Below are 17025 nucleotides of genomic sequence, written 5' to 3' on the forward strand. Positions count from 1 at the left end.
TCACCCGTTATCTATATTAGTCTTATTACATATACCAGCCACCATTTACGCTTAATACATGACCTGTAATATAAGATGATTTTTCAGAGAGTAAGTACAATACTGCCTCTGCAATATCCTTCGGCGTCCCTAGCCTGCCTAACGGTATTTCGTTTATAATGTCTGCTAGTTCTTCTTCTGTATATTCACGCATCATATTCGTTTTAATCGCACCTGGACTAACAACGTTAACTCGAATATTGCTAAGTGCAACTTCTTTACTCAAAGCTTTTGCAAACGAAATTTGACCACCTTTTACACCGGAATAAACGGTTTCACATGAAGCACCTGTTTGCCCCCAAATCGAGGAAATAAAGATAATACTTCCAGTTTTTCGTTGGATCAATTTAGGTAGTAATGTTTTCGTTATCACAATAGGAGCTGTTAAATGAAGGGATATCAAATTATGAATATCTGTCATTTGCATGTTCGTTAATACATTATTTACAGTTGTACCGCTATTATGGATAATACCATCAACCTGATATATTTCCTGGCAGAGCTTTGTGATGCCCTCCTCCGTTCGTAAGTCTGCTTGGATTGGAATGTATTCGTTATCGTTACTTACGGAAGTTAGCTCCTCAAGTAATTTTTCAATTGCCTCTCGATTTGAATAATAATGCAAATAAAGCGAATATCCATTTAATGCTAAATGACGTGCAATTCCCCCACCTATGCCACCGCTTGCACCTGTTATAAGTACAAATTTTTTCATCTACTTCAATCTCCTTCAACAAACTACTAAAATAAATCATAACACAAATCCATCATAATGAATTGGCAGAAAAAAATCGGGAGGTTATCCCGATTTTTTCATCTTCTTATTTTTTATTTGCGCTTGCCTTTGGTGCTACTTGAAAAACGGTCATCCGTTCTTCATCAATTAGTTCCGATGCACTTTGTTTTACATCCGCAAATGTAATTTTCTCAAGCATTGGCACAACTTGGAATAGGTCCATTTCATTAAACGCATAGCGCGTAAATTGATTTGCGATAAATTCTGGTGAATTTAATGCACGTAAAAAAGTTCCGATTTTTTTCTTTTTCACACGTTCGAGTGCTTCTTCCTCTAAATTATTTCCAGATTTCGCTTGTAATAATATATCCTTAATCGTACTTATTAATTTTTCTGGATTTTGCGTATCTCCACCAACAAGCCCGAAACTAAAGCTTTGCTCTTGTGTATAATCGTAAGAGAAGGAATCATCGATAAGTCCCGCATCATATAAATTCCGATAATTTTCCGAGCTTGGTCCGAATAGCATTTCTAACAATAATTGATTGGATAATTCGGTTTTTAACATTATTTCGCCAGATTGATTGACAAAGTTACCTTTTAATCCAATCATACATTTCGGTGTTTGCACATTCATTGGCAACACTTTTTCTTTTGTCGCTACTGTATCTGGCTCTTTGGCAAATTGTCGCTTAATTTCTGCTTGATCCGTAAATGGTTTCTTCGCTTGATTAGCTTTTATTAATTCCATCGTCTCAATTGGTGATACAGGTCCTACTACAAATAGAAGCATATTACTCGGATGATAAAAGGTGTGATAGCATTCATATAATAAATCCTTCGTTATGTGGGAAATAGATTCCACCGTTCCTGCAATATCGATTTTCACTGGATGCTCATGATACATATTTTCGATTGCACCAAAATACAAGCGCCAGTCAGGATTATCATCATACATTTGAATTTCTTGACCAATAATGCCCTTTTCTTTTTCAACTGTCTTCTCGGAGAAGTAAGGATCTTGGACAAAATCAATTAATGTTTCCAAATTTTTCTCTACATCTGCAGTAGAGGAAAATAAATAAGCTGTTCTTGTAAAAGACGTAAATGCATTCGCAGATGCTCCTTGCTTGCCAAATTGTTGAAAAACATCTCCATCTTCTTTTTCAAATAATTTATGCTCAAGGAAATGTGCAATTCCATCTGGAACCTTTTTATATTCAGATTGTCCTAAAGGAACAAAATGATTGTCAATGGAACCATATTTCGTGGTAAATGTAGCAAATGTTTTATTAAATCCCTTCTTCGGTAATATATAAACATCTAAACCATTAGAAAGTTTTTCATAGTAAAGTTCTTCTTCTAATTGGTTAAACTGAATTTTTTCCACTTATTTCCCCTCCATTCCAGATAAGAAGTAAACCGTATCCCATTGAATTTTATTACCCACTTGGACAATCTCTTCTTTCGACACTTGATTTATCTTTTCTTGCCATAATTTATCGGTCACTTGTTTTCTGCTGATTACATTGTGATAAAGAATTTCGACTAGCCCACGTGAAGTGTCTAATGTTTCTAGCATTTGATTTTGGATTACTGCCTTTGTTTGATCTAGTTCTTGATCAGTAAAATCGCCATTTTTCATTGCTGAAAGTTGATTTTTAATAATCGTTACGGCTTTTTCGTAGTTTTTTGTTTCAATACCGGTCATTACCATCATTAATCCTTTATGACTTTCCAAACGACTAGCTGCATAATATGCTAAGCTTTCTTTCTCCCGAACATTCATGAAGAGCTTTGAATGTGGAAAGCCTCCAAATAAACCATTAAATACTTGTAGTGCAAAGTATTCGTCCTCACCATATTTTACATTTGTTCGTAAGCCTATATTTAATTTTCCTTGTGCGACATCTTGCCGCTCGATTACAACGTTTTCTTGCTTATTTGTATCTTCTGTACCTTTTGCAACTTCCTTAGGTGTCCGTGCTTTTAACTGGAATTTTTCCTTACAAATCTCAACCACTTGCTGCTCGTCTATATCCCCAACAATATATAAATCAAACTCATCCTCTGCTAATACTTTTTGATAATATTCAAATAATTGTTGTGATGTGATTCCATCTACATCGTCTAGATTCCCATTAACTGGAACAGAATATGGCTCATTCTTACACATTTCTTCCACTAAACGTAGATTGGCATAGCGCATTTTATCATCATAAACGGCTTGAATACGACTTTTTAATGTACGTTTTTCCTTTGTCACAATTTCTTCATCAAAAACACCATTCACTAGTTTCGGATGAAATAAAACTTCCGCCAGTAGTGTTAACCCGCTATCTAACAATGGCTCACTGTTTGTTAAAAATTTTTCATTTGCAATCTCCATTGAAATAGAGATTACATGATACTCGCCTTTTTTCTGTAAATCACCGTTTAACGTTGCTCCATAAAGATTTTCTAAATACGACCTAAGCTCGGTAGCAGTTTGATATGTATTTGTACCACTTTGTAATACATTTGGTAATAATGCCCGAACAGTCGCATCCTCTTTTGTTAATGGTGCTTTTACTTTTAAAACAATAGTATTGGTTTTATATTTATCTGTTTTTACCAAATGAAAATTAATTCCAGCATTTTGAATGACCTTTTCCATTTCTTCTGGCATTTATTTTCCTCCTTCATATATGTAAAAAATACTTTAATATATTTATCACCTATTTCTACTATACATATGTTACATTTGTCATTTCAAGTTTTGGTAATTAAGAATAAATTTTAGCTCCAATAAAAAAGCTCTTACTAATATTTAGTAAGAGCAACGATTTATTCTTCCTTAACGACTACCCTTTATATAAGGAGTATTTATTGCTTTTGGTGCAACGGACTTGCCAATAAATCCTGCAATTGCAAATACCGTTAACACATAAGGGAGAATAAATAAATATACATTTGGAATATCTTTAATTACTGGTAAGTTAGAACCGATAGTACTTAAGCTTTGTGCAAATCCAAAGAAGATGGCAGCACCCATCATACCTAAAGGATTCCATTTACCAAATATCATCGCAGCAATAGCCATAAATCCTTGTCCACTTATAGTGGAATGACTATAATCCATGGAGAATGATTGTGCAAAAATTGCCCCACCGATTCCACCTAATCCACCACTTATCATAACTGCAATATAACGCATCCGATTAACATTTATTCCCATCGTATCAGCAGCCATTGGATGTTCCCCAACAGCACGTAAGCGTAAGCCAAATGGTGTTTTATAAATAATCACCCAGCCAATTATTGCAGCAAGAATAGCTAAATAAGATGTAATATATACATTTTGGAAGAAAATTGGCCCAATTACTGGAATGTCCTTTAAAACCGGAACATTAAAACGAGAATTAATTTCCGTAGCCATATCTGTTTGGCCTTTTCCGAAAATCATTTTCACTAAGAAAATAGTCAAACCGGCTGCTAGCATATTTAATGCTGTTCCTGAAATAATTTGATCTGCACGAAACGTAATAGAGGCAACCGCAAGTAATAAGGAAAAGATTGCGGAAACAACCATAGATACAAGTATTGCAGTCCAAATCGTCATAGATCCAAAAACATCTGCATAAAACAGATTAAATAAAATCGCTGTAAATGCACCTACTTGCATAATTCCTTCCAAGCCAATGTTTGTAACACCGGATCTTTCCGTAAATACTGCACCAAGACCAGTGAAGATTAGAGGAGCTGCATAAAATAATGCATTATAAAAAACAAACGCTATTGTATCTAGTAAGCTCATCTTACTTCACCTCCTTTTTTTTCGAAAGCTTATCAAGAAATAATTGGAAAATAAATCCACATGCGACAAAGAATATAATAATAGCAATAATGATTGATACCATTTCTTCTGGAATGCCTGCTTCGTTCGGCATGTTCAAAGACCCATATTTTAATGCCCCGAATAATGTTGCACCAAAGATAACACCTAATGGATTATTTGCACCTAAAATAGCAACTGCAATTCCATCAAATCCAATTCCTGTCATTCCGCCTTTCGTTGACACGTACTCAAACGTACCAAGAGCTTCGGTTGCACCTGCCAGTCCAGCTAGAAAACCAGAAATAACCATGGAAATTACAATATTCTTCTTCACATTCATACCTGCATATTTTGATGCGTCCTGGTTAAATCCAACTGCTTTTAATTCAAAACCTAATGTTGTTTTTTCTAAAATAAACCATATAACAACTACCGCAATTAATGCTAGGAATATCCCATTATGTAATCTAGAATAATCTGTTATTTCCTCGAAAAATGTATTACGTAGTGATGCGGTTTCATGAATTCTCTCGGAAGTATCTTTCCCTGCAATTGCCCTAATTAATGCATTGGTAATATGTAGAGCAATGTAATTCATCATAATCGTTACAACTACTTCATTAACTCCAAGTCGTGCTTTCAGGATACCAGGAACAAATGCCCATAATCCACCTGCTAAACCTGCTGCAAGAATTGCTAATGGGATATGTAGATACATAGGTAATTCAAAACTAAAGCCAACATAAGCTGCCGCAAACCAGCCGACAATTAATTGCCCTTCAACCCCAATGTTAAATAGCCCTGTTTTAAATGCAAATGCAACTGCTAAACCTGCTAATAAATAGGGGGTAATTTGCCGAATCGTTTCTCCTATCGTGTAAAGATCCCCAAAAATCCCATTCCATAGCGCTGTATAACCTAAAATTGGACTGTATCCACTAATTAGCATAATAATAGCACCAACAATTAAACCTAAAATAACAGCTAAAATAGGAATTAGTACATTCCTTAAGCTTTTCGACATATTACTCACCTTCTTTCTGTAAAGACTGAACCGTTGAATCTTTTGTTAATTTTTGACCTGCCATTAATAAACCTAATTCTTGCTCTGATGTATGCTTAGCATCTACTATATCTATAATTTCTCCTTCAAAAATCACGGCAATACGATCACTAACATTAAGAATTTCATCTAGTTCAAAGGAAATAAGAAGTACTGCTTTTCCATTATCCCGTTGTTCAATTAACCGTTTATGAATAAATTCAATTGCACCTACATCTAAACCTCTCGTAGGCTGTGCAGCAATTAATAAATCTGGATTCCGTTCGACCTCTCGACCAATAATAACCTTTTGTTGATTTCCTCCAGATAACGCACGCGCTAGCTCGTACTCACTTTGTGTACGAACATCGTATTGTGAGATAATTTCCCTAGCCTTCTCATAAATTACTTTATAATTTAGTACTCCTGCTTTTGAATATGGAGCATGGTAGTATGATTGTAATGCAACATTTTCTCCGACAGAATAATTTAAAACTAGTCCGTGCTTATGACGATCTTGTGGAATATGTCCTATTCCAGATTCGGTTATTTTTCGAGGACGTAGATTTGTAATATCTTTATTGTTTAATGTAATCGATCCACTTTCTACTTTTCGTAAACCGGTAATTGCTTCAATTAATTCAGTTTGGCCATTTCCATCAACACCAGCAATGCCTAAAATTTCCCCACGTCGGATTGATAAATTTAAGCCTTTTATTTTTTCCACTCCACGATAATCTTTCACTAATAAATCCGAAATTCGAAATACCTCTTCCTTCGGATTGCTTTGTCGCTTTTCTGTCGTAAACTCTACGTCACGGCCAACCATTAAACTAGCAAGCTCTGTAGGATTAGTTTCCGAAACATTTACCGTTCCGATCCCTTTTCCTCGCCGAATAACTGTTACTCTATCGGCAACTTCCATAATTTCTTTTAATTTATGGGTAATTAATATAATTGATTTACCTTCTTCGATTAATCGTTTCATAATCTGGATTAATTCAGTTATTTCCTGTGGTGTTAATGTAGCAGTTGGTTCATCAAAAATTAATATTTCCGCACCACGGTACAATGTTTTTAATATTTCTACCCTTTGTTGCATACCTACCGATATATCTGAAATTACAGCATACGGATCAACATCTAACCCATAATTTTTCGAAATACGGGCAATTTCCTCAGAGGCTGTTTTAATGTCAATAGAACCCCTTTTTGTCGGTTCACTACCTAAAATAATATTCTCAGTAACTGTAAAATTATCAACTAACATAAAATGCTGGTGCACCATGCCGATTCCTAAATCATTCGCTACATTAGGGTCTGTTATATTGACAGATTTCCCTTTCACACGAATTTCTCCACCATCTGGCTGATATAAACCAAATAATACATTCATTAACGTCGATTTACCTGCGCCATTTTCCCCTAAAAGGGCATGAATTTCCCCTTTTTTCACTTGTAGCGTGATATTATCATTTGCTACGAAATTACCGAAAACTTTGCGGATATTCAACATTTCGATAACATGTTCCAATTAATAACCCCCCTAAGGTATTTCATTAGCTCATAAAAAGGCATACATAAAAAGCTTTAATCGAATTAAAGCTTTTTATGTATTGCTTTTTATTACAATATACATTGATAATACAGCGGGCATTGTACCCGCTGTAAAATAATCATTATTGTTCTTCAAAGCTTTTTAATTCTTCATAAGTTCCTGGAACAGTTAAATCGCCGTTCACGATTTTTTCTTTCCATTCATTTACAGTTGCTAATGTTTCTGCAGTTAAATTTCCACCAGTTTCAGCAAGACCAACACCATCTTCCGCTAATCCTAAAGTTGTTGTATTGCCACCAGGGAAATTACCTTCTTTAGTTAATTTAATTACATCATTAATCGCTACATCAATACGTTTTAATGCAGAAGTTAACGTAATGTTTGTATCGTCATTTACTTTTCCTAAATGGTATTGGTCACTATCTACCCCAATAACCCATACATCTGCATTTGGATCTGCTGTTTTTCTTTCAACAGCTTCTGTAAATACCCCGTTACCTGTACCACCAGATGCGTGGAAAATAATATCAGCGCCTGCTGTATACATTTGGTTTGCTGCTGCTTTTCCTAGTTCTGGGCTACCAAATGAACCTGTATAATTAATCATAACTTCAATACTTGGATCAACGGAAGCAACACCTGCTCTGAATCCAGTTTCGAATCTTTCGATTACATCACTTTCCATACCACCTACGAAACCAAGTTTTTTAGTTTTCGTTTGTAGTGCTGCAGCTACACCTGCTAAGAAAGAAGCTTCTTGTTCTTTAAACATAACGCTTGCCACATTATCTTTTTGAACTTCAGAGTCAATGATTACAAATTTCGCATCTTTTTTCTGATCCGCAATTTCTGCAATTGGTTCAGCTAACATAAATCCAGTTGCAACGATCAAATCAAAATCACGACGTACTAGACTATTTAAGTTTGGTACATAGTCAGCATCAGTATTCGATTGAAGGTAGTCATAACCACCATCGCCTTTTTCTAAGCCATTTTCTTCACCATATGCTTTAAGACCTTCCCAAGCTAGTTGGTTAAATGACTTATCATCTACACCACCAGTATCTGTAACCATTGCGATGGAAATAGCATCATTATTTGCACCTTCATTATTGCTAGCACCTTGCTTATCGTCCTCTTTTTTACCACATCCAACTAATACAAATCCTAAAACTAGAAGAAGTGATAAAATGGAAAGAATACTTTTCTTCAAAAGAAGAACCCCCTTATAATTATTTGTAGAAATGTTTTATTTTTCTTGTATATCCTAATAATCCATTATGTAGAATAGTGAAAAAATTAAAGCTAATTGAATTGGATATACGGATATATTTGTATCATTTCTACTACCATTGACAAATATACCATGAAATACTCAAATAAGGAATACGAACTTTTAATTTTGTCGAAAAATATTATAATTTATTTATTTACTTGTGAATTGCTAATTTATCAGTATTTCTAATCTTTCTTTAAAACTAGTAAAAAGTTCATCTATTCATAAAAACCGTATAATTTTAACTATTTTTTTATTTTAGTTTGGATATTTTGGTTTTTTCGTATTCCTTTGAAATATCTATACTAAAATAATAATAATAAAACCTCTATCTTTTGAGCGATAGAGGTTTTTGTCGAACATTATTAAGATGATTTAATTTCGTCATTTTCTGGTTTCGGAATAAGCACTACCCTTGGCTTACTACCTTCATAAGGTCCTACTACCCCACGTTTTTCCATTTCATCAATTAGCCGCGCAGCACGTGTATAACCAATACGGAATCGGCGTTGAAGCATAGATACCGATGCAGTTTGCATTTCTGCAATTAATTGCACAGCATCTCCATATAGTTCATCTTCTACTTCTTCTGTTGTTTCAACCGATTCATCTGGAATCATTTCTTCCTGATATTGTGCTTTTTGTTGTGAAATAACAAAATCTACTACCTCTCCTACCTCTTCATCCGATAAAAATGCACCTTGTACTCGGACTGGCTTTGATGCACCTGCTGGTAGAAATAACATATCCCCTCTGCCTAATAGTTTTTCTGCTCCACCCATATCTAATATTGTTCTCGAATCCGTTTGGGAAGAGACAGCAAAAGCTATTCTTGATGGGATATTAGCCTTGATTACCCCTGTAATAACGTCCACTGATGGTCTTTGAGTTGCAATAATTAAGTGGATACCTGCCGCTCGCGCCATTTGTGCCAATCTTGTAATCGAATCTTCCACATCGGATGAGGCAACCATCATTAAATCAGCTAACTCATCAACAATGACGACTATGAATGGTAGTAATGGTTGTTTTTCTCCGGTTTCTACATTCGCTTTGCGCACATGTTCATTATACCCTTCAATATTTCTTGTACCAGTATGGGAAAATAACTCATAGCGACGTTCCATTTCATTTACAACTTTTTTCAATGCTTGTGATGCCTTTTTCGGATTCGTAACTACTGGGGCTAACAAATGTGGCACTCCATTGTACATTGTCAATTCTACCATTTTTGGATCAATAAGCATCATTTTCACTTCATGTGGCTTTGTTCGCATTAAAATACTTGTAATAATTCCATTTATACAAACACTCTTCCCTGAGCCAGTGGCCCCTGCTACTAATAAATGTGGCATTTTATTTAATTGCGCTAATACGGCATCGCCTGTTATATCTCGACCTAAGCCAATTAATAATTTTGACTCTAGCTTATCGATACTATCCTCTAGTACTTCTCTTAATGAAACAATAGCAACCTCTGAATTAGGGACCTCAATACCAATTGCTGATTTACCTGGAATTGGTGCTTCCATACGAATATCCTTTGCAGCCAAGGCAAGCGCTAGATCATCAGTTAAACTAACAATTTTACTTACTTTAACTCCAACATCGGGATGGACTTCATACTTTGTAACAGCTGGTCCAATATGTACTTGGGTTACCCGTGCCTTTACACCAAAGCTTTGAAACGTCCGTTCTAATTTCGCAGCATTTGCATGAATAAGCTCGTATTCATTACTTTGATCTGTTTGCCGAGGGAGCTTTAATAAGGATAATGGCGGTAATTGATAATCAACATTTTCCACCTCTGAAAATTGCATCGGAACATTTGCAGTTTCATCTGAATCATTTTCCATTATTTCAACTTCTCCATGATTATCTTGCATAATTTCTTCGCGATAGACTGCCTTTTCTGCAAAATTAGAAATAATCGGCTCCATTGGCACGTCCACTTCCATTGGTTGCATCTCAATCTCTGCTTCCTTAGCAGCAGACTTATTCGTAACTTTGCTTCTTTGGTTTGCAGGTCGCTTCTTTCGATTGGCTTTCCATGCTTGCCAATCGGTGCGGATACTATTCCACGTTTTTACGAAATAGCGTTTAATATAACCGCTAATATTCCGGACGATATCACCAAATGATTTTCCGGTAAGTAAAAGAAACCCGATAATGATGAATAACCACGCGAATAATTCTGTTCCTTTTGCATCGAAGAGCATGTAAAAGAGGGCAAAGAGAACGGCTCCAACCATTCCCCCACCAAGATCCATCGTGCTCGATTCTCCTCTTAAATCCATCCAAAACAAATCCCACGTATTTGCAATAACACTAGGCTTTTCAAATGGACCTTGACTAGATAATAAATCGAATAACGTAACATGGCTTAATAAAAGAATAGAGGAAAAAATGGTGTATATTCCAATCAATCGGCGATTTCGTAGATTCGGCCATTCCCTCATCCAAATAAGCACACCACTTAATATTATTAGTGCTAACGGAAGAACGATGTACCACTCTCCTGTTAGAAAGCGAAAGAAGTGCACGAAGCCACGTCCAACAACTCCTAGATCTGCTAATGTAATAACCGAAAGTGCGAGCATTGTTAAAGCACCAATCTCAAATTTTATTGTATGTACAATTTTTTGTTGTTTTTTTGTTTTTCTTTTTTTCCTTTTTGCCATTGGAATCACCTAACTAACTATACTATTTTCTCTATAACATCTTCCTAAAATTATGTATCGATTAAGCGGAAGAAAGATTGTCCACTTTCATTTTCGTTCTAACAATGATAATGATGAAGAAAGCAGCCTACTTCACAAGGCTGCCTGAAACTATTATCTATTATAGCATAATTACGACTATTACTAAGCCTGTTTTCAAAAGTTGTTACTCTTAAAATAGAACTTCATGAATGGTTTGCTGGAAGAATACATGAACATTCCCATCGTATGTAGGAGTAAAAGTTTCATTTTTCTTATAGATAATTAACTATCTAAACATATTCACACTTAAATAACATTGTACTCTTTAGGAAAAATGGCCATCCCAAATGGATAAAACGGCGCCAGGGAAACAATTGCTATTTAAATAATGTGTAGGATCAGTGCTTAATATTTTCGTGACCCGCACTTCATTCCCATTGACTGGTTCAATAGCAACAGGGATACCTTGATAATGAACAAAACGTTCTTTATTTTCTAATGCTTTCTGCTCTGTTTCAAAAATAAGCTCCTGAGGTATGATCGTATACAATATCATTGTATTAATCCTTCACCTTCTTTCTCCTTTCGTCGCATATCAATTAATTCATATAACTTTTTCATTGCTTGGCCGATACCACCAACTTCATTAATTAATCCATATTTTACAGCATCTGAGCCAACAACATTCGTACCTATATCTCTTGTTAAGTTCCCTTTGGCAAACATTAAATCTTTAAATGTTTCTTCTTTTACTCGGGAATGTTTTGTTACAAAATTAATTACACGATCCTGCATCTTATCTAAATATTCAAATGTTTGTGGGACACCAATCACTAACCCAGTTAATCGAATCGGATGAATCGTCATTGTTGCAGTTCCAGCAATAAAAGAATAATCGGTACTTACCGCTATTGGTACTCCTATTGAATGACCACCACCGAGAACGATGGAAACAGTTGGCTTCGATAACGATGCTAACATCTCCGCAATTGCCAAGCCTGCCTCTACATCTCCACCTACAGTATTTAAAACTATTAATAAACCTTCTATTTTTGGATTTTGTTCAATTGCTACGATTTGTGGTATCACATGCTCATATTTTGTTGTTTTGTTTTGAGGTGGTAATTGTAAATGCCCTTCAATTTGCCCAACAATCGTTAAGCAATGAATATTGGAATCCTGCATTTGTGGAACATTGGTTTGTCCCAGCTGTTGAATTTTTTCAATGAGTGGAGAAACATTAGGCTTTTGTTCTTCCTTTTCAGGTGTTTGTTCTTGATTTACATTTGGATTCATAAACAGTAAAACTCCTTTTCGCTCATGATACGTTTAGTATAGACTTGTTCACGAATTTAATGCGAAAGGAGTTTTGATTTTTCCACTAATTAAGTTGTAATAATCGTTCTATTCTTTAAACGTATTGTATTATTGCCTATACCTCCATAATAATCGGAATAATCATCGGACGACGTTTCGTTTTATTATACAAATAATAATTTAATTGATCACGCATTTCTTGTTTAATCGTTGACCATTCAAAGCTATGACTTTTAATATTTTTTTCAACAATCTCCTTTACTAATTTCGTTGCATTACCCATTAATTCCTCCGATTCCCTAACATACACAAAACCTCGAGAAATGATTTCTGGGCCTGATATTATTTTCTTTTCGGAGCGCTTAATAGACACAACGACAATTAAAATCCCATCCTGGGAGAGCATTTTACGGTCGCGAAGAACGATATTGCCAACATCTCCAATACCACTGCCGTCAATTAGTACATTGCCTGCAGGAGCTTTCCCTGCGACACGAATTTTTTCCCCTTTGATTTCAATGATATCGCCTTTTTCTGGTATGATACTATTCTCAGGAGACACACCCATATTCCAAGCAATCTGTTCGTGTGCAATTAACATTCGAAATTCTCCATGAACTGGTACAAAAAACTTCGGCTGCATTAAATTCAGCATAAGCTTTAATTCTTCCTCACGACCATGTCCACTAACATGAATATTACGGTAGAATACATTAGCACCAGCTCGATATAAAAGATCTACTGTTTTACTTAAAAACAATTCTCCCCCTCGATGTGGCGAGGCTGCGATCATGACAGTGTCACCTTTTTTTATATGGAGTAATTTATGTGATTTTCTCGCCATTTTTTGTAATGCTTCTAACGGCTCCCCTTGATTACCAGTCATAATAATGACAATTTCATTATCGTTGTATTTATCAATTTCATTATTTTGGATAAAGACATTATCATGTACTTTTAAATATCCTAGCTTCATGGAAATTTGATAAACGTCCTGCAATGTCTTTCCGATGATGGAAATCTTCCTACCGGTCTTTGCCGTTACGTCAAATAATCGCTGGATCGCATTCATACCTGATGCATAGCAAGTATAAATGATTCTTCCGTCTGCATTTTCAAATAAATCCTCTAATTCTTTTGCTACCGCTACTTCTGACGGTGTATAACCCGGTTTCTCTGCCTCTGTACTATCTGACAATAAACAAAGAACTCCCTCGTTACCAATACGAGCCATTTTACTAATATTTGCTCGGTAAAGCTCATCCGCACTTTGGTCAAATTTAAAATCGCCAGTGTATACAATAGACCCTTCACTAGATAAAATGCTAATTCCTACAGCATCTGGAATACTATGATTCACTTGGAAAAAGGATACTTCTGAATACGGAAAAGTAAGAATTGTATTTTCGTTTACTGTACGAAAGTCTACCGTTAATTTAACGTCTTGTTCTTTCATTTTTGCTTTTGTTAAGGCAATTGTAAGCTTTGTTCCAAATACTGGTACTGGTAATTTACTTAAAATATATGCTAATGCACCAGTATGGTCTTCATGTCCATGGGATAGAAAAAGCCCGCGGATACGATCCTGCTTGTCCATTAAATAAGAAATATCTGGTATAACAATGTCAATTCCAAACATTTCATCTTCAGGGAACATTAATCCAGCATCAAGGATAAATAAGTCTTCTTCCACCTCGACAACGTACATATTTTTCCCGATTTCTCCTACTCCACCTAATGGAATAACCTTTATTGATTTACTGTTCTTAATCAAATGTAACAATCCTCCTGTATGTCATCACTGCAACTTAATTATTTCATGCAAATGAATTAGTATGTATCAAAGTCATAGTAGAAAAAGGCTCAACAAATCAAGCCATTGTAAATGGAAAAATTCACCTATATATTAACCATAGTTTTTCTTTATATAATAAACGGTTCACGACATAGATCCATTTTAAAAAGACACCGCTATTCCAGAGTGATTTTGTAGCTTAGTATGTAAACTACTCCGAGCCGATCATTTCGCTATGAAGTAATATTTCCAACTCAATCCGTAAATAACAGTCATAATCAGTAACTAATTATACATCCCGTATCCTAAAAAATCGGTGTTTTTTTTATTTTAACATAATTTCCATTGTTTATATAGATTGAATCATTCCGATTAACAGATTAAATTTATTGGTAATCTTCCTTTCATATTAAATAACTACAAAGCGGCACTTCCTTACTAAACATATTTCATGTGACGGCAATAAAACTTTGAAAACAACATGAACATATTAGCAAAAACGGCACTCCGGATAATTCCGAAATGCCGTTTTGCTAATCATATTTGATTTTATTGTTGAACTACATCAATCTGTTTAAGCAACTGAAATAATGTATTTCTTTCATTTTCTGTTAAAGGTATAAGTGGCAGGCGAACCGATCCTACATTTAATCCTTTTAATTGTAATGCGGTCTTCACGGGTGTAGGGTTAGGTGCCGCAAAAAGTCCTCTCATAATTGGCAATAGTTTTTGATGCCACTTAGCAGCAGTCTTAAAGTCACCATTATGAAATGCTTCCACCATTTCTTGCATTTCATTTCCAATAATATGGGATGCTACCGAAATGACACCTGCACCACCTATAGCTAGTACAGGTATCGTTAATCCATCATCACCACTGTATAGGAAGAAATCATCTGCAGTATTCGCAATAATTTCGGTCATTTGGTTTAGATTTCCACTAGCTTCTTTCACTGCCTTAATATTTTTAATTTGACTTAAGCGAACAATCGTTGCAGCTTCGATATTAACACCTGAACGACTCGGAATATTGTAGATCATCACTGGAAGTGCAGTACTTTCCGCGATCGAACGAAAATGCTGATACATCCCTTCTTGATTAGGCTTATTGTAATAAGGAGCAACAGCCATAACCGCATCAACACCAATTTCTTCCGCTTTTTTCGTTAATTCGATGGATGCTTTCGTATTATTACTACCTGTTCCTGCAATAACCGGTATTCTTTTGTTTACTACTTTTACAACATGTTTAAATAATGCTAACTTTTCTTCAGTGGTTAACGTGGGAGATTCTCCAGTAGTTCCAGCGATTACTAATGAATCACTACCATGCTTAATTAAATATTCGATAAGTTGTGTTGTCTTGGAAAAGTCCACATTTCCTTTTGCATCGAAAGGTGTCACCATGGCAGTTGCAATTCTACCAAAAATAGACATACAATCACTCCTTGATCTTTGGAACAAATGAACTAATTTCATCAATTGCACCAATTTCATTTTCTTCTTGGTCCAGTTGAAACGCGTCATGTAGTGCATTTACTGATTTTACTAGATCATTTTGCTTTACTAATACCCAGATGGTAGTGTAGCTATCTGCTGATTGGAGGATTCGAATTCCTTGTTCTGAAAGTGCTGTAACAATTTTCGATGCAACACCTGGTACTCCAGTAATTCCTGCACCAACAACGGATACTTTTGCACAATTTTTTTCTAATATTGGATCATGCCCTAACGCTTCTAGAACCTCTTTTGCTTTATCTGCAACATGATCATTTACAGTATAAACAACCGCATTGGGCGAAATGTTGATGAAATCAACAGAAATTTGTTCGTTTGCCATAGCTTTAAAAACTTCCACTTGCAAATTATACTGATTTTTTTTAGCCAATACTTTAATTTGCGTCACATTAGAGACATGGGCAATACCCGTCACTAATCGCTCTCGAATATCGGCACCTTTATTTTTTCGCGATAATTTTGTAACAAGTGTTCCTACCCCATCAGAATAAGTGGAGCGTACACGAATTGGTATATCTGCTTGCATAGCAATTTCAACCGCTCTTGGATGAATAACCTTAGCACCTTGATAGGCAAGATTACTAATTTCATTATAGGTTACTATCTTCAAAGGTCGAGCTTTTTCCGTTAGTTTTGGATCAGCGGTCATAACTCCCTCAACATCGGTAAAAATATCCACCCACTCTGCTTGTAATGCTGCACCTAGTGCAACTGCGGAAGTGTCGCTACCTCCACGACCAATTGTAGTAATATCTCCGTTTTCAGCTGCTCCTTGAAAACCTGTTACAACAACTGCATCATGCTGTTTTAGTTCATCTAGAAGCCTGTCTGTATCCATTTCTAATATTTTTGCATTCGTAAAATCATCATTCGTTCGGAAACCTGCTTGTGCTCCTGTTAAAGCCGTGGCATTTATTCCATTTTCGATTAACATTTCACTAAAAACTACGGAAGAAATAATTTCTCCGCAAGCTGCCAATAAATCTTGTTCTCTTTTTGATACTTTTGTATGATTTCCACCAATTAGTGATAATAACGTATCTGTTGCATATGGGTCACCTTTTCTTCCCATTGCTGATACGACAATAACAGGCTTATATCCTTCTTCAATTACTCTTTTAATATGGACTAAGGCTGCCATTCGATTTTCTTCTGTACGGACAGAAGTACCACCAAATTTTTGAACAATAATTTTCATTTTACACCTCGTCCTCGATTTTCATTT

At 35.5% G+C, this 17025-nt stretch carries 13 protein-coding genes; all 13 read right to left on the reverse strand.

Annotated features, from left to right (window positions below):
- Nucleotides 1-25: 25 nt before the first annotated feature.
- Nucleotides 26-754 (reverse strand): elongation factor P 5-aminopentanone reductase, encoded by a 729-nt coding sequence (gene ymfI / locus OEV98_RS00515; protein WP_263071173.1) that lies wholly within the window; start codon nt 752-754, stop codon nt 26-28.
- A gap of 106 nt (nt 755-860) precedes the next feature.
- A complete protein-coding gene (gene yfmH, locus OEV98_RS00520) occupies nt 861-2165 on the reverse strand; it encodes an EF-P 5-aminopentanol modification-associated protein YfmH (protein WP_263071174.1) in 1305 nt (434 codons plus the stop codon).
- Nucleotides 2166-3443, reverse strand: a complete 1278-nt coding sequence (yfmF, locus tag OEV98_RS00525) for an EF-P 5-aminopentanol modification-associated protein YfmF (RefSeq protein ID WP_263071175.1) — start codon at nt 3441-3443, stop codon at nt 2166-2168.
- Nucleotides 3444-3611: 168 nt separating this feature from the next.
- Nucleotides 3612-4571, reverse strand: coding sequence for an ABC transporter permease (locus OEV98_RS00530; protein ID WP_263071176.1), 960 nt, complete (start codon nt 4569-4571; stop codon nt 3612-3614).
- 1 nt (nt 4572) lies between these two features.
- On the reverse strand, nt 4573-5616 hold the full coding sequence (locus tag OEV98_RS00535) for an ABC transporter permease (protein ID WP_263071177.1): 1044 nt from the start codon (nt 5614-5616) through the stop codon (nt 4573-4575).
- 1 nt (nt 5617) lies between these two features.
- Entirely contained in the window at nt 5618-7168 is a 1551-nt protein-coding gene (locus OEV98_RS00540) for an ABC transporter ATP-binding protein (RefSeq protein WP_263071178.1), read from the reverse strand.
- Nucleotides 7169-7313: 145 nt separating this feature from the next.
- Nucleotides 7314-8405, reverse strand: coding sequence for a BMP family lipoprotein (locus OEV98_RS00545; protein WP_263071179.1), 1092 nt, complete (start codon nt 8403-8405; stop codon nt 7314-7316).
- Between the two features lie 428 nt (nt 8406-8833).
- On the reverse strand, nt 8834-11149 hold the full coding sequence (locus OEV98_RS00550; RefSeq protein ID WP_263071180.1) for a DNA translocase FtsK: 2316 nt from the start codon (nt 11147-11149) through the stop codon (nt 8834-8836).
- Nucleotides 11150-11495: 346 nt separating this feature from the next.
- Nucleotides 11496-11726 carry a YlzJ-like family protein gene (locus tag OEV98_RS00555; RefSeq protein ID WP_263071181.1) on the reverse strand — a complete coding sequence of 77 codons (231 nt, stop codon included), beginning with the start codon at nt 11724-11726 and terminating at the stop codon, nt 11496-11498.
- On the reverse strand, nt 11723-12466 hold the full coding sequence (locus tag OEV98_RS00560) for a ClpP family protease (RefSeq protein ID WP_263071182.1): 744 nt from the start codon (nt 12464-12466) through the stop codon (nt 11723-11725). Before OEV98_RS00560 ends, OEV98_RS00555 begins: the two co-directional genes overlap by 4 nt.
- Before the next feature lie 136 nt (nt 12467-12602).
- Nucleotides 12603-14270, reverse strand: coding sequence for a ribonuclease J (locus tag OEV98_RS00565; RefSeq protein WP_317633772.1), 1668 nt, complete (start codon nt 14268-14270; stop codon nt 12603-12605).
- 561 nt (nt 14271-14831) lie between these two features.
- Nucleotides 14832-15719 (reverse strand): 4-hydroxy-tetrahydrodipicolinate synthase, encoded by an 888-nt coding sequence (gene dapA / locus OEV98_RS00570; RefSeq protein ID WP_263071184.1) that lies wholly within the window; start codon nt 15717-15719, stop codon nt 14832-14834.
- Between the two features lie 4 nt (nt 15720-15723).
- A complete protein-coding gene (dapG, locus tag OEV98_RS00575) occupies nt 15724-16998 on the reverse strand; it encodes an aspartate kinase (protein WP_263071185.1) in 1275 nt (424 codons plus the stop codon).
- Nucleotides 16999-17025 lie beyond the last annotated feature (27 nt).

This window comes from Perspicuibacillus lycopersici (genome assembly GCF_025660475.1).
In the GTDB taxonomy this organism is placed as follows: domain Bacteria; phylum Bacillota; class Bacilli; order Bacillales; family Caldibacillaceae; genus Perspicuibacillus; species Perspicuibacillus lycopersici.

Bases quoted from the DNA above. Each gene is read 5' to 3' on its own strand.
- yfmF (WP_263071175.1), bottom strand. From the start codon at position 3,443: ATGCCAGAAGAAATGGAAAAGGTCATTCAAAATGCTGGAATTAATTTT.
- OEV98_RS00560 (WP_263071182.1), bottom strand. From the start codon at position 12,466: ATGAATCCAAATGTAAATCAAGAACAAACACCTGAAAAGGAAGAACAA.
- dapG (WP_263071185.1), bottom strand. From the start codon at position 16,998: ATGAAAATTATTGTTCAAAAATTTGGTGGTACTTCTGTCCGTACAGAA.
- OEV98_RS00550 (WP_263071180.1), bottom strand. From the start codon at position 11,149: ATGGCAAAAAGGAAAAAAAGAAAAACAAAAAAACAACAAAAAATTGTA.
- OEV98_RS00555 (WP_263071181.1), bottom strand. From the start codon at position 11,726: ATGATATTGTATACGATCATACCTCAGGAGCTTATTTTTGAAACAGAG.
- dapA (WP_263071184.1), bottom strand. From the start codon at position 15,719: ATGTCTATTTTTGGTAGAATTGCAACTGCCATGGTGACACCTTTCGAT.
- OEV98_RS00530 (WP_263071176.1), bottom strand. From the start codon at position 4,571: ATGAGCTTACTAGATACAATAGCGTTTGTTTTTTATAATGCATTATTT.
- ymfI (WP_263071173.1), bottom strand. From the start codon at position 754: ATGAAAAAATTTGTACTTATAACAGGTGCAAGCGGTGGCATAGGTGGG.
- OEV98_RS00535 (WP_263071177.1), bottom strand. From the start codon at position 5,616: ATGTCGAAAAGCTTAAGGAATGTACTAATTCCTATTTTAGCTGTTATT.